Annotated in this window: 21 protein-coding genes and 7 pseudogenes; 22 read left to right on the top strand and 6 right to left on the bottom strand. The window is 42.7% G+C overall.

Features of this window, described 5'->3' with window-relative positions:
• Positions 1–183 precede the first annotated feature (183 nt).
• From JCM19033_RS00740 to JCM19033_RS00725, 4 genes and pseudogenes are all read left to right on the top strand, one after another.
• On the top strand, positions 184–570 hold the full coding sequence (locus tag JCM19033_RS00740) for a hypothetical protein (protein WP_054634916.1): 387 nt from the start codon (positions 184–186) through the stop codon (positions 568–570).
• An 18-nt stretch (positions 571–588) separates the two neighbouring features.
• Positions 589–1208, top strand: a pseudogene (locus JCM19033_RS00735) (GTP pyrophosphokinase family protein).
• Between the two features lie 113 nt (positions 1209–1321).
• Complete coding sequence (locus JCM19033_RS00730) at positions 1322–2116, top strand: NAD kinase (protein WP_054634915.1); 795 nt, start codon at positions 1322–1324, stop codon at positions 2114–2116.
• Positions 2117–2135: 19 nt separating this feature from the next.
• Positions 2136–2975, top strand: coding sequence for an RluA family pseudouridine synthase (locus tag JCM19033_RS00725; RefSeq protein WP_054634914.1), 840 nt, complete (start codon positions 2136–2138; stop codon positions 2973–2975).
• Between the two features lie 202 nt (positions 2976–3177).
• Here JCM19033_RS00725 and prpE read toward each other — a convergent pair.
• Positions 3178–3926 (bottom strand): annotated as a pseudogene (gene prpE, locus JCM19033_RS00720) (bis(5'-nucleosyl)-tetraphosphatase PrpE).
• Between the two features lie 259 nt (positions 3927–4185).
• Here prpE and JCM19033_RS24805 point away from each other — a divergent pair.
• From JCM19033_RS24805 to ptsG, 7 genes and pseudogenes are all read left to right on the top strand, one after another.
• Complete coding sequence (locus JCM19033_RS24805; RefSeq protein ID WP_269757898.1) at positions 4186–4323, top strand: hypothetical protein; 138 nt, start codon at positions 4186–4188, stop codon at positions 4321–4323.
• Positions 4324–4354: 31 nt separating this feature from the next.
• Positions 4355–6062 (top strand): annotated as a pseudogene (locus JCM19033_RS24790) (cation:proton antiporter).
• A gap of 38 nt (positions 6063–6100) precedes the next feature.
• The gene (locus JCM19033_RS24785) at positions 6101–6250 is read left to right on the top strand and encodes a hypothetical protein (RefSeq protein WP_269757896.1); all 150 of its coding nucleotides are present in this window, start codon (positions 6101–6103) and stop codon (positions 6248–6250) included.
• Positions 6251–6612: 362 nt separating this feature from the next.
• Positions 6613–7395, top strand: a complete 783-nt coding sequence (gene fabI / locus JCM19033_RS00710) for an enoyl-ACP reductase FabI (RefSeq protein ID WP_054634913.1) — start codon at positions 6613–6615, stop codon at positions 7393–7395.
• 124 nt (positions 7396–7519) lie between these two features.
• Positions 7520–8089, top strand: a complete 570-nt coding sequence (locus JCM19033_RS00705) for a PRD domain-containing protein (protein ID WP_306301172.1) — start codon at positions 7520–7522, stop codon at positions 8087–8089.
• A gap of 23 nt (positions 8090–8112) precedes the next feature.
• Positions 8113–8352 carry a PRD domain-containing protein gene (locus JCM19033_RS26950; protein WP_306301171.1) on the top strand — a complete coding sequence of 80 codons (240 nt, stop codon included), beginning with the start codon at positions 8113–8115 and terminating at the stop codon, positions 8350–8352.
• Between the two features lie 132 nt (positions 8353–8484).
• Positions 8485–10583, top strand: a pseudogene (gene ptsG, locus JCM19033_RS00700) (glucose-specific PTS transporter subunit IIBC).
• An 81-nt stretch (positions 10584–10664) separates the two neighbouring features.
• Here ptsG and JCM19033_RS00695 read toward each other — a convergent pair.
• Complete coding sequence (locus JCM19033_RS00695; RefSeq protein WP_054634912.1) at positions 10665–11006, bottom strand: hypothetical protein; 342 nt, start codon at positions 11004–11006, stop codon at positions 10665–10667.
• A gap of 263 nt (positions 11007–11269) precedes the next feature.
• Between JCM19033_RS00695 and JCM19033_RS21750 the strand changes: the two genes are divergently transcribed.
• The 3 genes from JCM19033_RS21750 to JCM19033_RS00685 all read left to right on the top strand — a co-directional run bounded on the left by JCM19033_RS21750 (position 11270) and on the right by JCM19033_RS00685 (position 12027).
• A complete protein-coding gene (locus tag JCM19033_RS21750; RefSeq protein WP_083465193.1) occupies positions 11270–11362 on the top strand; it encodes a YjcZ family sporulation protein in 93 nt (30 codons plus the stop codon).
• Positions 11363–11505: 143 nt separating this feature from the next.
• Entirely contained in the window at positions 11506–11703 is a 198-nt protein-coding gene (locus JCM19033_RS00690; RefSeq protein ID WP_054634911.1) for a hypothetical protein, read from the top strand.
• Positions 11704–11814: 111 nt separating this feature from the next.
• Positions 11815–12027 carry a hypothetical protein gene (locus JCM19033_RS00685; RefSeq protein ID WP_054634910.1) on the top strand — a complete coding sequence of 71 codons (213 nt, stop codon included), beginning with the start codon at positions 11815–11817 and terminating at the stop codon, positions 12025–12027.
• 43 nt (positions 12028–12070) lie between these two features.
• Here the strand turns inward: JCM19033_RS00685 and JCM19033_RS00680 are convergent, their stop codons facing one another.
• The 4 genes and pseudogenes from JCM19033_RS00680 to JCM19033_RS00670 all read right to left on the bottom strand — a co-directional run bounded on the left by JCM19033_RS00680 (position 12071) and on the right by JCM19033_RS00670 (position 15008).
• Positions 12071–12556 (bottom strand): CotY/CotZ family spore coat protein, encoded by a 486-nt coding sequence (locus JCM19033_RS00680; protein ID WP_054634909.1) that lies wholly within the window; start codon positions 12554–12556, stop codon positions 12071–12073.
• 122 nt (positions 12557–12678) lie between these two features.
• Positions 12679–12837 (bottom strand): hypothetical protein, encoded by a 159-nt coding sequence (locus tag JCM19033_RS23010; RefSeq protein WP_198153374.1) that lies wholly within the window; start codon positions 12835–12837, stop codon positions 12679–12681.
• 12 nt (positions 12838–12849) lie between these two features.
• Positions 12850–12977: pseudogene (locus tag JCM19033_RS21745) on the bottom strand (3'-5' exonuclease); the annotation flags it as partial.
• A gap of 150 nt (positions 12978–13127) precedes the next feature.
• Positions 13128–15008, bottom strand: a complete 1881-nt coding sequence (locus JCM19033_RS00670; RefSeq protein WP_054634907.1) for an ATP-dependent helicase — start codon at positions 15006–15008, stop codon at positions 13128–13130.
• Positions 15009–15168: 160 nt separating this feature from the next.
• Here JCM19033_RS00670 and JCM19033_RS00665 point away from each other — a divergent pair, with 160 nt between their 5' ends.
• The 8 genes and pseudogenes from JCM19033_RS00665 (at position 15169) to JCM19033_RS00635 (ending at position 20974) form a co-directional block, all read left to right on the top strand.
• Positions 15169–15408: a hypothetical protein gene (locus JCM19033_RS00665; protein WP_054634906.1), complete on the top strand. Its 240-nt coding sequence runs from the start codon at positions 15169–15171 to the stop codon at positions 15406–15408.
• 76 nt (positions 15409–15484) lie between these two features.
• Positions 15485–15697: a hypothetical protein gene (locus JCM19033_RS23990; protein ID WP_054634905.1), complete on the top strand. Its 213-nt coding sequence runs from the start codon at positions 15485–15487 to the stop codon at positions 15695–15697.
• Entirely contained in the window at positions 15678–16010 is a 333-nt protein-coding gene (locus tag JCM19033_RS00655) for an MBL fold metallo-hydrolase (protein ID WP_054634904.1), read from the top strand. The genes JCM19033_RS23990 and JCM19033_RS00655 overlap by 20 nt, the downstream gene beginning before the upstream one ends.
• Positions 16007–16318 (top strand): MBL fold metallo-hydrolase, encoded by a 312-nt coding sequence (locus tag JCM19033_RS00650; protein WP_054634903.1) that lies wholly within the window; start codon positions 16007–16009, stop codon positions 16316–16318. Before JCM19033_RS00655 ends, JCM19033_RS00650 begins: the two co-directional genes overlap by 4 nt.
• Positions 16319–16694: 376 nt before the next feature.
• Positions 16695–17618: pseudogene (locus JCM19033_RS24780) on the top strand (sigma 54-interacting transcriptional regulator); the annotation flags it as partial.
• Positions 17619–17955: 337 nt separating this feature from the next.
• Positions 17956–18087 carry a helix-turn-helix domain-containing protein gene (locus tag JCM19033_RS24770; RefSeq protein ID WP_269757893.1) on the top strand — a complete coding sequence of 44 codons (132 nt, stop codon included), beginning with the start codon at positions 17956–17958 and terminating at the stop codon, positions 18085–18087.
• Between the two features lie 203 nt (positions 18088–18290).
• Positions 18291–19501 (top strand): annotated as a pseudogene (locus JCM19033_RS00640) (iron-containing alcohol dehydrogenase).
• A gap of 15 nt (positions 19502–19516) precedes the next feature.
• Positions 19517–20974, top strand: coding sequence for a CoA-acylating methylmalonate-semialdehyde dehydrogenase (locus tag JCM19033_RS00635; protein WP_054634902.1), 1458 nt, complete (start codon positions 19517–19519; stop codon positions 20972–20974).
• Positions 20975–20984 lie beyond the last annotated feature (10 nt).

The raw sequence follows: 20984 nt of genomic DNA, 5'->3' as shown, positions 1-20984 counted from the left end.
AGGGAGGTTCAATAGAAGCTGTTCTTTAAAGCGCTGCCTCCGACTGAATCTTGTTGAATGATACTGGCTTGTGACAGCCTTCTGTTAGAGTTGAAAAGGCGTGGTGTGGTAAAATAGAAAGGGAATACAGGATTGTTCAGGCTTAGCCCTGCACTATTGATAGAAATATAATGAGGTGAAACCATGCAGCAGCACGTACTTACCATTACGCAAGTGAAAATTAAAGAAAATGAACTATTACTTACTCCTATAGAAGATTGGCCAAAGGATGAGTGGTTGAAACTGAAAGACGGAGAAAGAATGCTTGCAGACTCTGATGCCTTGGCTTTGGTATATATATTGGAGCTTGACGGTCAGTTTGTCCAGCTTCGTTTTCCAAAGCATACGTGGCCCCAATTACATGAAGGCTATCAAAAAGAACTTCCAGCTGTTTTAGATGGACCAGAAAATATAACACTTGGAAAGTTCAAAGAAGAATTGGAATATCTTCTTGATAACATCGAAGGTAACGGGAACTACGGAGAGGATATGGTGGCGGCCTTTGAAAACGCCTTTCAATTAAATAAGTAAGAAGAAGCAGGTGGTCATATGAGCAACTGGGAAGTCTTTTTGTCTCCTTATAAGCAGGCTGTGGAAGAGCTTAAAGTAAAGCTAAAAGGTTTGAGAGAACAGTATCAAAGGTCTTCTCAGCACACGCCTATAGAATTTGTTACTGCGCGGGTGAAGCCAATCACCAGTATCCTTGATAAAGCAAAAAGAAAAAATATGTCTCTGGATCGCCTGGAAGAAATGCAGGATATCGCCGGTGTAAGAATTGTCTGCCAGTTCGTTACCGATATTGATACGATTGTGGCGCTTGTTCATGCACGAAAGGATTTTAAAGTAATTGAAGAAAGAGATTATATTAAAGAAAAGAAAGAAAGCGGGTATCGCTCGTATCACATGGTGGTAAACTACCCTGTCCATACCATTGAAGGACAAAAGGATGTTATGGTGGAAATTCAAGTGAGAACGATGGCTATGAATTTCTGGGCCACCATAGAGCATTCCTTAAATTACAAATACAGCGGGAGATCCCTGAAGACATTAAGAGACGTCTTCAGCGAGCGGCCGAAGCAGCTTTCCAGCTCGATGAAGAGATGTCCAAAATTCAGGGGGAAGTCCGGGAAGCTCAGCAAATATTATCTCAACAGCGCGGGTCTACATAATTTACATTCACCATACAAATATCAGCACAGGATATAAAGGACTAATAGAAACCAAAGATAAAACACCAGGATCCAGTTTCTGGTTTATTAATGAAGGACAGGGGACGGGTAACATGAGATACACGGTAACCTCCAGGGGGGATGAAACATCAAACGCCCTCCAGCAAAGAGTAAAAAGTTATTTGAATGATTTTGGCCTTGAATACGATGAAGAGAATCCGGAAATTGTTATTTCTGTTGGGGGTGATGGAACCCTTCTTCATGCTTTTCATCACTATAAAGATAAGCTGGATGACATGTGTTTTGTGGGAGTCCATACCGGCCATTTAGGATTTTACGCTGACTGGAAGCCGGAGGAAGTGGAAAAGCTTGTCATCCATATTGCAAAGACTCCGTTTCAGATTGTGGAATACCCTTTGCTTGAGGTTGTTGTGAGACATTATAATCAACCCCAATCTGACCGCTATCTTGCGATTAATGAATGTACAGTCCAAACCATGGAAGGGTCTTTAGTATGCGACGTGGATATTAAAGGGGAAAATTTTGAAACCTTTCGCGGAGATGGCCTTTGTATTTCAACTCCATCCGGAAGCACAGCCTATAATAAAGCACTAGGAGGAGCGATCTTGCATCCTTCTCTTGCTTCGATGCAAGTAGCAGAGATGGCGTCGATCAATAACCGGGTATACCGGACAGTAGGCTCTCCCCTGGTACTGCCGCAGCACCATACCTGCTTGTTACGACCATTAAACGATGTAGATTTGCAGCTGACAATTGATCATACAACCTTAGTAGACAACAAAGTCAAATCCATTCAATGCCGGGTAGCTGAAGAGAAAGTTCGCTTTGCTCGTTTCAGGCCATTTCCTTTCTGGAAAAGAGTAAAGGAATCATTCATTGGCGACTAACGTAAAAGTGGTGATGTAAATGAATTCGCCTAAAGCTATATGGAGAGTGCCTTCTACCTTTGAAGAAGGCACTCTCCGTTCCTTTTTAAGACATGAAATCGGCATGTCAGGGCGTACGTTGAAAGCGATAAAAAAAGAAGGGAATCTGCTGGTTAACGGAAGAGAGGAAACAGTGCGGGCTTTATTGAAGCCGGAAGATACTGTTACAGTGTGCTTCCCTATGGAGGAACCTTCCGAAGAACTTGAACCATTTTTCTGTCCACTATCTATTTTGTACGAGGACGAACATCTTCTCATTGTTGACAAGCCTGCGGGGATGGCAACGATACCGGGAAGAGGAGAGAGGGGCTGCTCTCTTGCTGAAGCTGTCATCCATTATTACAAAGAACAAAAGATTCCAGCGGCCTTTCATGCTGTAAATCGTTTAGACAGAGATACAAGCGGAATTGTAACGGTAGCAAAGCATCAATATATTCATGAGAGGCTTTCTTTTTTTCAAAAGGAAGGAAGGTCAGTGAGAAGGTATACTGCCGTGGCTGAAGGCAGTGTTGTTCCGAAAAAGGGGCAGATCATTGCACCTATTGGACGCAGGGAAGGAAGCATGGTTGAAAGAATAGTGATCAGCACTGGTGATTATGCAGAAAGCTCGTATAAGGTCATAAAGGAAAAAGACAGTGCCAGTATGATTGAGCTTACATTAGAGACAGGTCGAACCCACCAAATTAGGGTGCATATGTCTCATATCGGGCACCCTCTTGCAGGGGATGACCTGTATGGAGGTTCTCAACGGTATATCCGGCGCCAGGCACTTCACTCGGGTTATTATTCAACGATTCATCCATATCCTTTCAAAAAATAAACGTTCATTCGTCACTTCCTCCTGACATGGCTCAGGCATGGGAAGCTATTGACTAACAACAGGCTGCAAGGAAGACTTTTCTACAGCCTGTTTTTAAATACCAAAATTTAGAGGGAGGAAAGTCCAGATCAAAATACTCGTGAATCTTGTTCTCGAGAATTCCGGACTTTCTTCCGTGGTAAGAACAGGAGACTTCAAAACTTTAGAGTTCATTTTCTTCGAATTCTCGGAACTTCTCCTGTACAAATGGCATGGTTGAAGGGACAGAGATAAGTTCTTTCTCTGGGTACTTAAAGGCTGTTAAGGCCCCTCCAAATACGCAGCCTGTGTCTATATTGATCGTCCTGTTCAACATTCGGGGTTTTGTAACCGGAGTGTGGCCGTAAACAATCCAGGATTCTCCATTATATTTTTTGCCCAATCTCTTCTTACAGGAGATCCATTCGGTTCTTTTTCCCCGGTAATATCACCGTATAAGACGAAGGTTTTTACCTTCTTATCATGGCGCCCAATATAATCTTCACGGATTCCAGCGTGGGCGGCTACAATGTTTCCCTCGTCCAGTTCATGATAAAGAGGAGAGCCTTCAAAAAGCTTCATAAAGCGGGCACGAACCTTTTTGTACGTTCTGCGGTCAAGGTTCTCTAATTCTTCAACCGTTGTTTCCAGGCCATGGCTGATCACTATATTCCTTCCTAAAAAGTACCGATACAGCTTATCACAATGATTGCCAGGGACATAGTAAGCGATATTATTTTCAGTAAGAGAAGAAACAAGCTCTATAACACCAACTGAATCAGGCCCCCTGTCTGTCAGGTCACCGATAAATACGAGTTTCCTGTTATCAGGGTGAGTCCACTTCCCATCGATGTACTTATAGTTCAACGTCGAAAGCATTTCTTTTAATTCATGAAGACATCCATGGATATCGCCTATAAAATCCAATTTCATATCGTTTTTCCTCCTCCAGAATAATTTAAGCGTTTTCCTCTTACAATGGTATAAAAAGACTTTTTATATCAGGTTTTTTGCATTGACGGCAAGAAAGCAATAATGTGATAATGATATCTTTGCAGAGGTAGTCGTCAGCCATACATAGTAGAAGGCGGGCGCTGCCGGTGTAATGAGATTGACCCATTCCCTATTTAAACAGAACAAAAACATGATGGGATAAGCGGGAAAATAAAATGTTTTATAAAGGAGATGGAACATGTATACAGCTATTGGCGATCCGGTTTTAATTTTCGCTTTAGCTATGGTGACGTTTTTGCTTGCCCCAATGCTGATGCACAAATTAAGAACTCCCGGCCTGATTGGCCTTATACTTGCCGGTGTAATCATCGGCTAATGGTCTCGGCCTTCTTGAAAGAGACAATACAATTGTTTTACTCGGTACAGTTGGACTATTATATATCATTTTTATTGCGGGGCTGGAGATTGACCTGGAAGGATTTCAGAAATACCGGAGGGACAGTGTCATTTACGGGTCATTTTCCTTTGCTATTCCTTTTTCCTAGGCTTAGTCCTGGCACTGGTATTGGGTTATTCACTAACAGCTTCTGTATTGCTTGGTTCGATCCTTGGCTCTCATACATTGCTTGCCTATCCGATAGCAAGCCGGCTGGGAATAACAAAAAATAGAGCAATAACCACCACGGTGGGCGGAGTGGTTATAACAGACACAGGAGCCATGCTTGTTCTTGCTATTATTGCAGCAATGACACAAGGACAGATTAATGCTGCTTTTTGGATGGTTCTGCTCGTATCAATTATTCTCTATGTCACTCTTGTTTTTCTTATTTTGCCCTTTTTATCTAAAATATTTTTTAGAAAAACAAGTCATGAAGGATCAAGAGAATACATTTTTGTGATGACAATGTTGTTTGCCAGCGCAGCAGGAGCGACTTTTGCCGGGCTGGAACCATTATTGGGGCGTTCCTGGCAGGCCTGGCTTTAAACAGGTACATCTTAGAGCATGGTCCGTTAATGAATCGAATCAAATTTGTGGGAAATGCGCTGTTTATTCCATTTTTCCTGTTAAGTGTGGGGATGTTGATGGATGTCCGCCTATTTATAGAGTCGCCAGAGTCCTGGGCTCTTGCGGGCGGGATGATTTTACTCCTTCCCATAGGGAAATGGCTTGCTGTCTATTTTTCCTCTAAATTATTTCATTTTAATAAAACCGAGGAAAAAGTTATGTTTGGGCTTTCCGTGCCGCAGGCAGCGGCCACTCTTGCGGCTACTCTTGTCGGGTACGATCTGGGCCTGTTTGACCAGACGACCGTAAACGGTGTAATCTTTATGATTCTTATTACTTGTATGATTGGCCCATATGTAGTGGAAAAATACGGAAGGCAAATGGCTTTAAACGAGGAAGTAAGCTTTTCGCGTACGAAGCAGGATGCCGGAAGAGTGCTCATTCCACTTTCCCAAACCACCACAACAACCACAGATGCACTGCTCGATCTTGCCTTTTTATTAAGGACACAGCATTCCACAGAGCATGTATATGCGTTACATGTGGTTCAGGATCAGGGGAAACCGGATGCAAAACGGCTCGCTGAAGCAGAGAAAATGCTCGGTCACGCCATCGTTTACGGAGCTGCAGCTGAGGTGCCTGTTCAAATTTTGACCCCAGTTGATGCCAATGTAGCCGCCGGTATTGAACGGGCTTCACAAGAGAAAAGTATAGATACGATTCTTCTTGAGTGGAAGGCTGAAACTTCTACGGAATCAAAAATGTTTGGCCGAAAACTTGACCAGATTCTAGACCTTACTCAGCAGCACCTTATTGTTTCCAAGTTTGCCCATCCAATTAATACAGTAAATAAGCTGGTACTCCTCCTTCCACCTGGAAGTGACCATCAAAGCGGCTTTATGGAATCAGTAATTACTATTAAGAGATTGGCAGCTCAACTAAGTGCTCAGATAGAAGTACTTGTCGTAAAAGATAAGAAAAAACGGTTCGAGGGAATTATCAGTGGAGCTGAACCGCAAGTTACCTTTGACATGAAAGAAGCTGATTCATGGGAAGAGGTTCTGGAGGGCCCCTTCAGGAAACAAAGAAAGATACCCTTGTTATTTTAATCAGCGGAAGAAGAGGAACAAGTGCGTGGAGTCCTGTATTGGAGGATCTACCCCAGCAACTGGCTACTCTTCCGCCCGAAAGCTTTATGGTGATGTTCCCGCCAATAGATCAAGAGGTGGACGAAAGAGGGGCAAGAGGGACAGAAATACCAAAAACAGTGATGAGAAGAAGCGATTACGAAGATTAAAGGGCTTGGAACAGCCCTCAGACTGTCGAGGAACCCACGCTTTTTTAAAGCGTGGGTTCCTAATGTTTTGGAGAAATGTTGTCTTCCAGCCATTTTATTTGCTCTAAAAATGCAAAAACACCCCTTAGCTGGCTGTGAGGCAGCTGAAGCGTTGCCCGGGGAAAACGTCTTGGAGCGTATCTGAGGAGTCTCATTAATCATTATATAAAAAGCTATGGGAAGAAAAGTCTCTCTACAGCCCTTTATCTTTTTGTGTCAGGTCAATTTTTGATTGGTAGGATAAAGAAAAAAACATGTTATACTTTCTTATGACCAGGTGATAAGAACAAGGGAAAATAATAAAGATAGAAAGGGGTTAGAAAATGAATTTATCGTTAGAAGGACGTACATATGTTGTGATGGGCGTAGCAAATAAAAGAAGCATTGCATGGGGGATTGCCCAAAGCTTATCCAAAGCAGGAGCCCGCCTCGTATTCACTTATGCAGGAGAGCGCCTGGAGAGAAACGTTCGCCAGCTTGCAGACAGCCTTGAGAAGGATGACTCTGTGGTCCTGCCATGTGACATTAGTGATGATGAAGCAATTGAATCAGCCTTTCAAACGATCAAAGAGGAAGTAGGAGTGATCCACGGACTCGCACACTGTATTGCTTTTGCCAACAAAGAAGAGCTGGAAGGAGACTATTTAAATACTACGAGAGATGGATTTTTGCTAGCTCATAATATTAGCGCTTATTCCTTGACTGGAGTAATGAAAGCTGTGAAAAACCTTGACTTGATGAGCGAAGGCGGATCAGTTGTTACGATGACGTATCTTGGCGGAGAGCAGGTAGTGAAAAATTATAACGTAATGGGAGTAGCGAAAGCTTCTTTGGATGCAAGCGTGAAATATCTGGCTAACGACCTTGGAAAAGATGGAATTCGTGTAAATTCTATCTCTGCAGGCCCTATCCGTACCCTGGCTGCCAAAGGAATCGCTGGATTTAACGATGTGATTAAGGAAATGGAAGAACGGGCACCACTGCGCAGAGCGGTCACCCAGGAAGAAGTAGGCGATACAGCCTTATTTCTTATGAGCGATTTATCCCGTGGGATCACAGGAGAAATGCTCCACGTTGATGGAGGATATAACATCATTGGGATGTAAACAATAAGAGAAACAAGTGCTTAAAACGCTTCGCCGGTGTTTATAAGCACTTGTTTTTTTGTTGACACCTTTGGGTCACAGCTATAAGATCAAAGAGATAAACACGGGTAAATGAGGGTTTAGGATGAAAGTATTAAAAGTTCTGAATAACAATGTCGTCATTGCAGAGCACGAAGAATTTGAAGAAGTCATATTGACAGGCAAGGGAATTGGTTTTGGAAAGAAAACAGGTGACTCAGTAGGAGAGGAAAAAGCAGAAAAGTTTTTTATTTTGCATGGAAAAGAAGAGCAAGAGCAATATAAGCAGCTTTTAAACGAGGTAAGTGAAGACTTTATTGCCTGCATGAATGAAGCGATGTCATTTGTTAAAGAACAATATAAGTTTGAGCTAAATGAACATATCCACATTGGTTTAACTGACCATTTATTTTTTGCCGTGCGCCGTTTGCAGCAGGGGATGGAGATCAAGAATCCTTTCCTTCATGAAACTGAACTTGCTTATCCTAAGGAATACGCAGCCGCTGAAGAAATTATTGAGTATTTGAATAGATGTGTGGGGGTTTCACTTCCTAAAGGGGAAATTGGATTTGTTACGCTGCATCTGCATAGTGCAGTTTCTAATCGCTCATTATCAGATGTTAATAAACACACACAGCTGGTGTCTAATCTGACAGAGGTGATTGAAAAAGTCTAAATATTGAGCTGGATCCTAAGGATATGAACCACCAACGACTTTTCAGACATTTACACCAAGCTATTCAGCGCATACAAAATAATACTTACAATGAGGAAGAGCCCTATTCTTTAAAAAAGGTGTTGATGGAAGAATATCCTGTGTGCTACAATTTGTCCTGGAAGTTGATAAAAATTATGCAGCATTCCTTACAGACAACAATACCTGACAGTGAAGCAGTTTATTTAACGCTTCATATGCAAAGGCTTTCAAGAACTAAATAATAAACGTGGATGAACTTATTCCGTGTTACTGGTAAAGCAGGCATGAGAGAAAAAGTTAGATGTCCAGATGCTGATGGCAGGGAGCAGTGTGTGCTCTTTTGACCATCGCTTATCTGGCCTCTATTTTCTCTCATGCCTTTTTTATATTTATTTATACTTATTAGGAGGATAAAAGATGAAAACGCGTTTGGTATATTACAGCGTATTGGGCGTGCATTAATGCTCCCTGTAGCCATCCTGCCTGCAGCCGGGATTTTACTGGCGTTTGGGAACGCCATGCAAAATCCTGACATGATCGCTATCATGCCTTTCTTGGAGGCTGGACCCGTAGAGCTTATAGCTCAGCTGATGGAAGACGCAGGAGGAATTGTATTTGACAACCTGCCGTTAATTTTTGCCATCGGGGTAGCTTTGGGGCTTGCCAATGGTGATGGTGTTGCCGGATTAGCAGCAGTGATTGGATTTTTAATTATTAACGTAACGATGGGAGTAATGGGCGGCGTTGAATCTGACATGGTTGATGGAAGCCCGGCCTATGCGGAAGTATTAGGGATCCCGACGTTGCAGACCGGTGTGTTCGGCGGAATTATTGCAGGGATACTTGGCGCATACATGTATAACAAATATTTTAATATTGAATTGCCTTCATACCTTGGCTTTTTTGCTGGAAAACGGTTTGTTCCGATTGCTACCGCCTTTGGCGGGTTGTTCATCGGGATCGCCTTGAATTTTATCTGGCCAACTGTACAGGATGGCTGAACACATTTTCTTACTTTATGACCGAATCTAACCGTACATTGGCTGCTTTTATTTTTGGAGTCATTGAAAGAGCATTGATTCCGTTTGGCCTTCATCATATATTCTATTCCCCGTTTTGGTTTGAATTTGGTTCGTATGTAAATGCTGCCGGGGAAACGATTCGCGGGGACCAGCGGATTTTCTTTGAACAAATTCGCGAAGGAGCTGACCTGACAGCAGGAACATTCATGACCGGTAAATATCCGTTCATGATGTTTGGGCTACCGGCCGCTGCGTTAGCTATTTACCATTGTGCAAGAGAAGACCAAAAAGTATATGTGGCTGGTATCATGGGCTCTGCAGCTCTTACTTCATTTTTAACTGGTATTACTGAGCCTATTGAATTTAGTTTCTTATTTGTTGCTCCTTTGTTGTTTGCCATTCATGCAGTTTTTGCTGGTTTATCTTTTATGGTAATGCACATTCTAGGGGTTCAAATTGGCATGACCTTCTCAGGGGGAGTCATTGATTTCTTCTTGTTTGGAATACTACCTAACCGAACAGAATGGTGGCTGGTGATACCGGTTGGTCTTGCTTTTGCCCTAATTTATTACTTTGGTTTCCGTTTTGCGATTAAGAAGTTTAACCTGATGACCCCTGGACGTGAGAAGCCAAAAGAAAAGCAGCAAGGCGATACGGGAGAAACCAAAGAACTTCCTTATGAAGTCTTAAAGGCATTTGGTGGACAGGAAAATTTAAATCAGCTTGATGCATGTATTACACGTCTTCGTATCAGCGTCAATGATAAAAGCAAAGTAAATAAAGACCGACTAAAAGAGCTTGGAGCATCGGGTGTGATGGAAGTAGGAAATAATGTCCAAGCGATCTTTGGCCCTCAATCAGATGCTCTTAAATCCCAGATGCAGGATATTATTGCAGGAAAAGTACCAACCGAGCCTGCAACAAATGAACCCTCATTTGATCCCAAGAAAGAATCTCAGCCTGCAGTGCCGGCAGCTGTAAATGAGAAAGAACTATTTAGTCCTGCGAGTGGAGAGGTACTTGATATTTCAGAAGTGCCGGATGAGGTGTTTGCTGGAAAGATGATGGGTGATGGGTTTGCGATCAAGCCTTCAGAAAACATTTTTGTCTCGCCAGTTGATGGGACAATTATTAATGTGTTTCCAACAAAACATGCGATAGGAATTAAGTCAGAGAATGGGCTGGAAATTCTTCTTCATATTGGGATTGACACGGTAAATATGAAAGGAGAAGGCTTTGAAGTATTTGTGGAAGAAGGAGAGAAGGTAAAAGCCGGGCAGCCTTTGGTGAAAGCTGATTTAGACTTGATTGAAAGAAAAGCGAAGTCAGCGATCACACCTGTGGTGTTTACCAATTTAACTGATGGTGAATATATACAAGTAACAAAGAACGGTCAAGTGCTGAAAGAGGAAAAAGTCGCTTTTGTAAAAAAGGATGCCGGCGTCTCATAACTTAAACAAAAAGCGGAGGGGGGATTCCCCCCTTCGCTTTTTTATCTTCATGTAAGAAAGGGTAAGAGCAAAAGTTATCCTTTAAAAAAACTGGCCCCATAGCCAAGGAAAAAACCCGGTACCTGGCTGGCCTGGAGCACCCGGTCCTGGAGCGGTTCCCCATGGAGGTCTCGGACGGGGAGGCCTTGGACGGGGACGAGGACGAGGAGGAATTGGACCATAGTATGGAGCAATGCCGATTAAGTCAGAATAATGAACTTGAATATATTGAGGTGTGACCCGGCCTTCTCGATACATAAATAAAGATACCATTCCTGTGCGCGGATTATACTCTAGGACATAAGCCACTACTTCGCCGTACCCTGGAATCGAGGTAGTAATCCATTGATTTACGTACCGGCTGATCACCTGCGGAGGGATCATTTGGACAGTGGCTGCTGCCGAACATCCTGATAGTCTTCAAACCACATATTTTTTCTCTCCTTATTTTCTATCTAAGTCACTTTCTTTTCCCTATACCATATGTAGAAGGAATATCTAGTGTGCGAATGCCTGAAAAATGGCTGATAAGTGAAACGAAGATAGCACCAGCCTAATTGCGTAAGAAAACACACCATCAAAAAACATTTGCATATAGCTATGGTGAGAGAGATTTCTCAAGAACCAATTTAAAGGAGGAATTTTTAATGTCTGGATATGGAGCAGGATACGGCGGATTTACTTTAATTGTTGTGTTGTTTATTTTGCTTGTAATTGTTGGAGCAGCTTACGTGTGTTAATTATTAACGCCGGTATACCCGGCGTTTTTTTATTTTCTGTTTCTTTTTTATCTTTTTAGACCATAAAGAAGAAAGAAAACAACGTCTACCTCTGTATTTTACACATACATATAAAGAAAAGATTAAAAAAGGAGGGGAAACTTTTGTCCACTTACAATCAAAAAAAACCGGTGCAGCAACCCCTTTATTATATTGACCAGCCTCAATTTAAAAGTTCAGACGCCCCCCAGCAGATGTTTGCTGTAAAGAGGAAGCTTTCTGATAAGAAAGCAAGAGAAGAAAGAAAGCCAAAGCAGCGGAAGGAAAAAGGGGCAAAAAACGAACAAAAAGAACATGAATGAAAAAGAAAAGGATATTTTAAGGCTTGAACAAGGACAGGTATAGAGGAAACGATAAAAAAAGAAAACAGAGAGAATGAAGAACTGATACTAAATAAACAGCCTGATTTTAACGTGCCAAAAGAAGTAAAAGAAACCATTGCCTATTTAAAAACCGTGCCTCATTTTATTCATCCGGTTATTACATGTGAGACTGATGAACAGTATTATGAGGGATATTTTAAATCCTACCAGAATCAAACCATAACTCTTGAAACTAGAGACACCTTTACCACAGTCTCAGTCCATGAAAAAGATATTAAACATTTAGCTATTACAAGCTTATAAGATAATGAAGAAAACCCTCCTCGTATGTGAGGAGGGTTGTTCTTTATTTGCTGCAATGATGACGGCGGTCATCGATCGGTCCGACTAATGCCGGATCCAGGCATTGAATGGCACAGAAGCATTTTAAGTCAACTTCAATACAGAACCTTGTTCTTTCAAGAGCAGTCACATCGCAAAGGAACGTTGGATCAATGCAGCTGCCATGGAAGTCCACTGTTGCATCCGGGCGCAGCAAAGACAATGTAGCGCAGCATTTAGCTTCATCCAGCTCTTCTACTCTGAAAAAGACGGTTGCAAAGCAGTCATCTCCTCCAATATCTCCAAAAGCATGGAACATATCGCCTTTTTTATCTTTTAGGATAAACGGGATGGTATCCATGGTAGTAGGTCTGCCTTTTGGACTTAATAAATTAGTAAAACAGCTGTTTACGCAGTCATCTGCTGGTCTGACTCTATCTTGTGCATCTTTAATGGCAGCAACTGCATCACATACACAGTGGCCAGTATCATGCTTTTTTCCACAACCCATGTTTTTCACTCCTTCTTAATCTTTTCCATACCATCATATAAAGATAGGTGGAAATTGGTGAGTGAAATCTGGGAAATTTGACTATTTAGGCGTGCCAAAAAAAGTAAAAGCCACCCTTTTCTTTATGGGTGGCCGGCTTTTATTGTTTTATGGGTAGATGGAAGATGCTTTTGTCCCCGGAGTTCCTTTATAAAACGGGAAGCTCTGGCCTTGCTTTCCCGGCGGTACTGGGGCACAGAGATGGCAACCTTTTTCTTCGCCCGGGTCAAGGCAACGTACATTAACCGCCGCTCTTCTTCAAGGTAACTGCTTTTTCCTTCTCTGAGCATTTCAAGGGAATGGTCGTGGGGAGTCCGCCTTCTACTGCCCCTAATATATAGACATTCTCAAATTCCAATCCTTTAGATTGATGAATGGTCATAATTTTCACGGCTTGAGCTGCTCGCCTTCTTTTTTCATCAGCTCACATTGCGCCGTCATATGATCGGCATGTTCTAGAAAACTGGATACTGTATCATGTCTGCGGGCTGCCGTTTCAAGATCTTTGATATCGTCAGAGCCTCTTTCCAGTTTATTTCCTTTCTTTCCCGTTCTTTTTTACATATTCTTTTAATCCAAGGTCCTGCTGCAGAACTTTCAGGGCTTCTATAGGTTCCTTCCTTTTCAAAGAAGGAATCTTAGGGATAATTTTTTTAAGCTTTGTCCGTTGGAATTCTGAAAGCAAAGGCAGTGCTTCAAGGAGCGTGATATCTTCATTAATAGAAAGCACGCGGGCATCATTATATGCTGACTGCTTAATAAACAATGCAGACATGAGTTCGCGGACGGCGTTTCCATCGTCAGGATTAATGGATAATCGAAGATAAGCAAGCGCTTTGCGAATATGCTTTTTTAAATAAAATGCTTCCTGGTTTCCGTAAGACGTAAATGGAACGTTAGATTCCAGCAGCCGTTCAAATAATGCTCTCCCTGCCGAATGAGTACGGTATAATACAGCAAAATCGTTAGGAGAAGAACCCTGTTCAAGCTGCTGCTTGATGTCTGTAACGGTTGCTGTAGCTTCCTCTTCTTCATTCAATGGATAATACAGAAGAGGGGAATGGCCTGCAGGCTCTATCGACTTCATTTCTTTTTCATGTCTTGCCTGGTTGTTAGTAATGACCTGGTTAGCCAATGTAATAATCGGAGACGTAGAGCGGTAGTTGTCTTCTAAGGTAACTGTTTTGGCTTCCGGAAAATTATCAGTGAATCTGAGTATAAAAGAAGGATCGCTTCCCCTGAATCCATAGATAGACTGGTCATCATCACCAACCACACATAGGTTACGATAGCGTGCCGTCAGCAGCTGTACAATTTCATATTGAATAGGGTTTATATCCTGATATTCATCAATCAGAAGATATTTAAAACGTTCCTGATATCGTTCTAACAGTTCCGGGTTCGATTGGAGCATTTTTAAACAGCCAGTCTGCATATCGTCAAAATCAAAAAGGCCTTTTTGCTCCTTGACCTCTTCGTAATAAGAAAACAAAGAAAGTGTTTGTTCTTCAAAGGGATCAGCGGATTCTATCTCTTGAGGAGACTTTCCTTGGTTTTTCCACTGGCTGATTTGCAGCAGGGCTTGATCATAAGCAAAAGAGCGGTCATCGAGTCCGAGCTCTTTCCCTTTTTCTTTTAAGATTCCTTCTTGCTTCCAATTTTCCTTTAAAAGGCGGTGCTGCTGCCATTTCTCCTTTTCATGGTGAATCAGCATTTTATAAAAGATGCTGTGAAACGTTCCGGCTAAAAGACCTGATAAATTAATATGGCCCAGACCGGGAAGGGTTTGGAGACGTCTTTTCATTTCTTTGGCTGCTTTTACTGTGAAAGTGATAAGCGCCAATCTATTAGGAGGAATCTCTTCTGTCGTCAGCATATACGCTGTCCGGGCTGTTAACACTCTGGTTTTACCGCTGCCTGCTCCGGCTAAGATAAGGAGCGGACCATCAGTAGTATGGACGGCTTCCCACTGAGGCTGGGTTAACGAAAGGCTGTGCCTGTCGAGAAATTGTTTATAAAGGTCACCTGTTGGTTCCTTTCGCTGGGAGAGACTACATTCTGTGGGAACTGTTACCCACAGAGGACTACGCCATAAATGTGTACTATTTTCTTCAGTTGTTCCTTCGGATATTGTTCTGCTTTTTGGTAATTCAAATCCGTTGTTTTCTTTAGGAGACGTGTCCTTCGTTTGAATATGCTTGGCAAGCTTTTCAGCCTCTGAGAGGCAAAAAGAATCATCCCCTGGGTGATGAAAAGACAAGGGATGGTGGATACCGACTTTCGCATGGATCGGAGCACGGCACACAGGGCATAACACTTGTCCTTTGCTTGCACTGCTGACCACACGCTGCCAATGGTACCTGTCTACTTTCTCTGTATGAATCAGCTGCTCTTGAAACAAGGCTACTTTCATTCAAAATCTCCACCCTATATGCTTAATATCGTGTTTGGTAAGCTACCTTATTATCCTATCAAAAGGTGGGCAAAGGGAAAAGGTAAGTCTTGGTTAAAAGTATATTTTTTAAGAATGAGGGTATAGTACTATAAACCATTTATGAGAGGGGCTGTTACATATGGGATATGTACCGCCGCATCATAACATTACAGCACTTCAATACGGGAGCCGGATGCCTGAAGAAAAGCTTTTTGTTAAGAGAATAACACCGGTTCAGCGGATCCTTTTTCAGCGTTTGCCCGGCGGGAAAACGAAAGAATATGACCGGTATGAAAGAAACGCAGAGCTTACAAGAAAACGCAGAGACATCGAGAAGGAGCTCTACGGACACGGGCGTTTATTTGATGGAAAAGCGTAATGGCTGAGAGGGACCATCTGATAAGGTCCTTTTTTTGCGTACAAGTATAAAAGCTTTAAAAGAAAGGGGAATCTCTGTGATTTCTTTTGTTATATTAGGAGTACTCATTTTGTTGTTTTCAGGAGGTCTTTTTTTTCTTTATTGGATTCAGCAAGGTATATTTCATATTGGATCTTTTTTTGGACTGCTGATAGGAATTGTATTCCTTATTATCTCCTGGCAGCAAATTAAGCTGAGGAAAAGAGAAAAAGAAGGAGAGAAGGGAAGCCATGAACCTAAAAAAGATTAAAGAAGGGTGTTCCTACTTTGCAAGCCCGGTCAACATAGGATATGTACAAAAAAATGAGACAGGGCTTCTTATTGACGCGGGCATCGATGCTTCCGTATCTAAAAAAGCGGTAAAACAGTTAAAAGAAAAGGGGCTGCCGTTAACTGATGTGCTGATAACTCATGCTCATACGGATCATTTTGGAGGAGCCGGGTGGATAGCAGAGAATGAGCAGGTACGTGTGTGGCTGAGTCTTTTGAAAGACAAGTGCTGGAACAGCCAAAGCTTGAGCCTGTATATCTATTTCAGGGAAACGAACCTCCAAAGGAAATGAGAAATAAATTTCTTGAAGGCCCCGCTGTCTCCGTTACCCATTCTGTGGAGGAAGGAACAGTGGAAATTGGCAGCATCAGCGGGGAAGTGATTTCTCTGCCAGGGCACAGCCACGGCCAGATCGGCTTCCGTGTTGACGGCATTCTATACGCTGGTGATAGTTACTTTGCTCCTCTCTATCTTGAAAAACATAAAATTCCTTTTATGGTCGATAAACAGGCTGCAGTCTCCTCATTGAAGAAATTGTTGACGTTAGACGTTCAAGGAGCTGTCCCAGGCATGGCCACTATGAAGAAAACTTTAAGATAACTGTAAGCAAGAACATTGATTTTCATCAACGGGTAGAAGATGACCTGCTTTTTTTACTGAGGACAGTAAAACAAATCTCTTTAGATGAGTTAATTGGAAAATTTTGCGAGAACAAAGGAATCATATTTTCCCAGCTTGGATCATGGGCGTTGTACCGGACGGCTGTAACGGCTTATGTAATGAGTCTTGTTAACGAAGAACACGCCAGACTTACATTTGAAAGAAATCAGCTTATGATAACGGCAGGTTAATGGAAAGAAAAAGGCTTACGTCACGCTAAGCCTTTTTCTATTTTATAGAAATCAGTCTTATAGTAACCGGCAAAATGATAGAATGAAAGGACAAATGATAGAAAAGGAGCCGGTTTGCTGTGAAGATGAGTGAAGAGCTTTCCTTTGATATATTACATACAGTTCTCGACAGTGCTTATGAAGGCATCGTCATCGTCGACAAACAAGCAAGAATCATTCATTTTAACAATGCTTACAGCAGAATAACAGGGATAAAAAAAGAGCAAGCGTTAGGACAGCCAGTGACTGACATAATCGACAATACCCAGCTGCATATGACACTACAAACCGGACAAGCAGAACGAGGAAAGATTCAAGTAATCAGCGGCCAGGAAATGGTCGTGCACCGGATTCCAATCTGGAGAGGAGAGGAAGTGGTCGCAGCAGTCGGTATGTTGATCTTTGAAGGGGTTTCAGAGCTTCATAAAATATTGGAAATGCACCAGGAAAAAGAAAGAAAGGCTGACAAGGCCCTGGCAGACAGCCAGAAAAAAAATAAAAAGCAAATGGTGACACTTGATCAAATTATTGGCAAGAGCAAGGAAATGAGTGAAACAAAACGAATCGCAAGGAGAGCGGCAAAGACACTGGCGACGGTGTTAATTACAGGTGAAAGCGGAACCGGCAAGGAAATGTTTGCGCAAAGCATTCATCAATTAAGTCCTTTTGCTGACGGACCTTTTGTAAGTGTCAACTGCGCGGCAATTCCTGAACACCTCTTGGAAGCAGAATTATTTGGATATGAAGAAGGAGCCTTTACGGGTGCCAGAAAAGGCGGGAAACCGGGAAAGTTTGAGCTTGCTGATCAGGGGACTCTTTTTTAGATGAAATAGGGGATATGCCAATGATTATGCAGTCCAAAATACTTCGTGTGCTTCAGGAAAAAGAAGGGATGCGTGTCGGTGGCTTAAAGCCTTACCGGACAAATGTCAGAATAGTTGCGGCGACAAACAAAGAGCTGGAGCAAATGGTGAGTGAAGGGGGATTTAGAGAAGATCTTTACTACAGGTTGAACATTATCAGGCTTCATATCCCACCGCTGCGTGAAAGAAAAGAAGATATCCCTCTGCTTCTCAGCTATTATGTAAAGGAGATTTGTGAAAGGTACTTGTCGTCTCCCAAGCATTTTACAGAAGAAGCAGTGAAGCTTCTGACAGCTTATAACTGGCCGGGGAATATAAGGGAAGTAGTTAATATAGTAGAGAGAATCGTCAGTTTAGCAGAAGGAGAAGAAATATCTGCAACTGATCTTCCAGCATGGTCCTTAGGCACCAAGACAGTCATGCTCCCGTGTCCTTCTCTGGCGGGGAGACCACTGAAGTGCTTGATACTGTCAGAAAAGAAAGTATGGAGCAGGAACGAGAAGTCATTATAAATGTCTTAAAAGAAACAAAAGGAAACAAATCACAGGCGGCAAAAAAATTAGGAATTCACCGCTCAACTTTATATGAAAAGCTGAAAAAGCTTCAGATAAAATAGAAGTTGTCGTGCCACCCCGACAATAACCAGACAGAAACACTACATTTTCATCATTTTTGTTTGATTTTTCCGACACTTTGCACAAAGTGTCTTTTTTAAATTAGTGAAAAAAAAAGAGAAAAAAACCTGTTTCTATAAGGTTTTTCACAAAAATGAAGAATGGTGACAAAAGTTGGCACAATCTTTGCAATTATAATAAACAAATGAAACAAGGAGGGGATATTTTGGGAGCGTTTTCAACATTGCGGATGCCTTCTGCCATATTCTATGGACAAGGCTCATTTCAAAAGGTTGGAGAAGAAGCGGGCCTGCGTGGAAACAGAGCCTTGATTATCACCGATAAGATTATGGACAGCTTAGGCTATGTAGAACAATGCAGGGAAAATCTTTCAGAGCATGCCATTCAATCTTCTGTTTATTTAGATATAGATTCTGAGCCAACTGATACCTACGTGGAAGAATCGTTACAGATTTTTTCCAATGATCAATGCGATCTCATTATTTCATTAGGCGGTGGAAGCTGCATCGACACAGCAAAAGCTGTATCCATTTTAGCTTCAAACGGAGGGTATATCGGCGATTATATGGGAGGGAAAAAAATGTGACCCAAGACCCGATTCCTCATATTGCTATTCCTACAACAGCAGGCACAGGTTCAGAGGCAACAGATGTAACAGTCATTACGAACACGAGCACGGAAGTGAAGATGATGATAAAGCAGCCTGCTTTTATGCCGGAAGCAGCAATCGTAGACCCTTTGTTAACTCGTTCATCTCCTAAGTCAGTAACAGCAGCTACGGGAGTGGATGCATTAAGCCATGCACTCGAAGCTTATATTTCACGCAAAGCACACCCGATGACTGATGTTCTGGCGTTGTCCGCTATGGAGCTTATCATTAAAAACATTCGCCAGGCTTATTTTCACGGCGATGATCTTGAGGCAAGGGAAGCGATGTCTTTGGGGGCTTTGCAGGCTGGTATTGCTTTTTCCAATTCTTCTGTCTGCCTTGTTCACGGGATGTCCCGTCCGATAGGAGCTTTGTTTCATGTGCCCCACGGCTTGTCTAATGCCATGCTTCTTCCTGCGGTACTGGAATTCAGTCAGGAAAACTGCCAGGAACAGTTGACAAAAATAGGAGAAATAGTAGGGAAAGACGATACAGCGGAAACGAACCCTGCCATTCGCACTGTAGAGACAGTGAAAAAGCTCTGTCTTGATTTAGACATTCCTAATTTAAAAGAATGGGGAATTGAGGAAGAAAAATTTAAACAGGTTACTGATAAAATGGCTGAGGATGCGTTAGCAAGCGGCAGTCCAGGCAATAACCCGAGGGTTCCTACCAAAGAAGAAGTGAAAGAGCTTTATCAAGCTTGTTATGATTATAGGTTTACTAAAAATACAACAGTGATTTAAAAAGGAGAAGATAAGATGATTACAAAAACAGAAAAGACGCTAAAGAATTATATTAATGGTGAATGGGTGGCTTCAGCTTCCGACAAAGCCGAGACTGTTCCTAATCCAGCAACAGGGGAAATACTCGCTGAAGTGCCTCTTTCTTCAAGAGAAGACGTAGACAAGGCAATCAAAGCTGCCGAGAAAGCCTTTGCTTCCTGGAGCACCACAGCAGTTCCAAAAAGAGCGCGCATCCTTTTTAAGTATCAGCAGCTGTTAGTTGAAAACTGGGATGAGCTCGCACGTCTTGTCACAATGGAAAACGGCAAAAGCTACAACGAAGCTTACGGTGAAGTGCAGAGAGGGATTGAATGCGTGGAGTTTGCAGCCGGGGCACCGACGCTTATGATGGGAAAACAGCTTCCAGACATTGCTGGTGGCATTGAATCCGGAATGTACCGCTATCCTGTCGGAGTCATTGGTGGAATTACCCCCTTTAACTTCCCTATGATGGTGCCTTGCTGGATGTTCCCGTTAGCGATTGCATGTGGAAACACCTTTGTTTTGAAACCATCTGAACGTACCCCTCTGTTGGCCAATCGCCTGGCCGAGCTATTTACAGAAGCAGGTCTGCCTGAAGGTGTCCTGAACGTGGTACACGGGGCCCATGATGTCGTGAACGAGCTTCTTGAAAACCCTGGAGTAAAAGGAATTTCCTTTGTTGGCTCTCAGCCGGTAGCCGAGTATGTGTACAAAAAAGGCGCCCAGCATGGTAAGCGAGTACAGGCTCTTGCAGGAGCGAAAAACCATTCGATCGTCATGCCAGATGCCGACATTGATAATGCGGTTTCCCAAGTGGCCAGCGCTGCTTACGGGTCAGCTGGTGAACGCTGCATGGCGGCAGCTGTGGTCGTAACGGTAGGCGATGTGGCAGACAAATTTGTAGATAAATTGAAAGAGGAAGTTGATAACATCACAATTGGAAATGGCTTAGAGGAAGGTGTCTTTCTCGGACCGGTCATCCGTCAGTCTCATAAAGAAAAAACAGAAAACTATATTCAAAAAGGACAGGAAGAAGGAGCAACTCTTGCTTATGACGGCCGGGAAAAGACCGTTCATATGGAAGAGGGATATTTCATTGGTCCCGTTATTTTCGATAACGTCACAACAGACATGACAATCTGGAAAGAAGAGATTTTTGCTCCTGTTCTCTCTATTGTAAGAGCAGAAACGTTGGAGGAAGCCATCTCCCTTACAAACGAATCCGAATTTGCCAATGGCGCCTGCATTTATACTGACAGCGGTAGTGCTGTGCGTCAATTCCGCCAGACCATAGACGCGGGAATGCTTGGCGTGAACCTTGGTGTACCGGCTCCCATGGCCTTTTTCCCATTTTCCGGCTGGAAGAATTCCTTCTACGGAGATTTGCATGCCAACGGTACAGACGGTGTGGAGTTTTACACTCGGAAAAAGATGGTCACTGCTCGCTGGTAATAACAAAGGA

Source organism: Thalassobacillus sp. C254 (genome assembly GCF_001310615.1).
Note: the sequence above shows the minus strand (reverse complement) of the source record. Positions and strands in the feature narration are given on the sequence as shown.

What these genes read in the sequence shown, in the direction of transcription:
- JCM19033_RS24805 (WP_269757898.1), top strand. Translation starts at nt 4,186, where the DNA reads ATGTATACAGCTATTGGCGATCCGGTTTTAATTTTCGCTTTAGCTATG.
- JCM19033_RS00635 (WP_054634902.1), top strand. Translation starts at nt 19,517, where the DNA reads ATGATTACAAAAACAGAAAAGACGCTAAAGAATTATATTAATGGTGAA.
- JCM19033_RS00655 (WP_054634904.1), top strand. Translation starts at nt 15,678, where the DNA reads ATGAACCTAAAAAAGATTAAAGAAGGGTGTTCCTACTTTGCAAGCCCG.
- JCM19033_RS24770 (WP_269757893.1), top strand. Translation starts at nt 17,956, where the DNA reads ATGGAGCAGGAACGAGAAGTCATTATAAATGTCTTAAAAGAAACAAAA.
- JCM19033_RS00650 (WP_054634903.1), top strand. Translation starts at nt 16,007, where the DNA reads ATGAGAAATAAATTTCTTGAAGGCCCCGCTGTCTCCGTTACCCATTCT.
- JCM19033_RS00670 (WP_054634907.1), bottom strand. Translation starts at nt 15,008, where the DNA reads ATGAAAGTAGCCTTGTTTCAAGAGCAGCTGATTCATACAGAGAAAGTA.
- JCM19033_RS00680 (WP_054634909.1), bottom strand. Translation starts at nt 12,556, where the DNA reads ATGGGTTGTGGAAAAAAGCATGATACTGGCCACTGTGTATGTGATGCA.
- JCM19033_RS21750 (WP_083465193.1), top strand. Translation starts at nt 11,270, where the DNA reads ATGTCTGGATATGGAGCAGGATACGGCGGATTTACTTTAATTGTTGTG.
- JCM19033_RS00695 (WP_054634912.1), bottom strand. Translation starts at nt 11,006, where the DNA reads ATGATCCCTCCGCAGGTGATCAGCCGGTACGTAAATCAATGGATTACT.
- JCM19033_RS00665 (WP_054634906.1), top strand. Translation starts at nt 15,169, where the DNA reads ATGGGATATGTACCGCCGCATCATAACATTACAGCACTTCAATACGGG.
- JCM19033_RS00725 (WP_054634914.1), top strand. Translation starts at nt 2,136, where the DNA reads ATGAATTCGCCTAAAGCTATATGGAGAGTGCCTTCTACCTTTGAAGAA.
- JCM19033_RS00740 (WP_054634916.1), top strand. Translation starts at nt 184, where the DNA reads ATGCAGCAGCACGTACTTACCATTACGCAAGTGAAAATTAAAGAAAAT.
- JCM19033_RS23010 (WP_198153374.1), bottom strand. Translation starts at nt 12,837, where the DNA reads ATGTACGTTGCCTTGACCCGGGCGAAGAAAAAGGTTGCCATCTCTGTG.
- JCM19033_RS00705 (WP_306301172.1), top strand. Translation starts at nt 7,520, where the DNA reads ATGAAAGTATTAAAAGTTCTGAATAACAATGTCGTCATTGCAGAGCAC.
- JCM19033_RS26950 (WP_306301171.1), top strand. Translation starts at nt 8,113, where the DNA reads ATGAACCACCAACGACTTTTCAGACATTTACACCAAGCTATTCAGCGC.
- JCM19033_RS00730 (WP_054634915.1), top strand. Translation starts at nt 1,322, where the DNA reads ATGAGATACACGGTAACCTCCAGGGGGGATGAAACATCAAACGCCCTC.
- fabI (WP_054634913.1), top strand. Translation starts at nt 6,613, where the DNA reads ATGAATTTATCGTTAGAAGGACGTACATATGTTGTGATGGGCGTAGCA.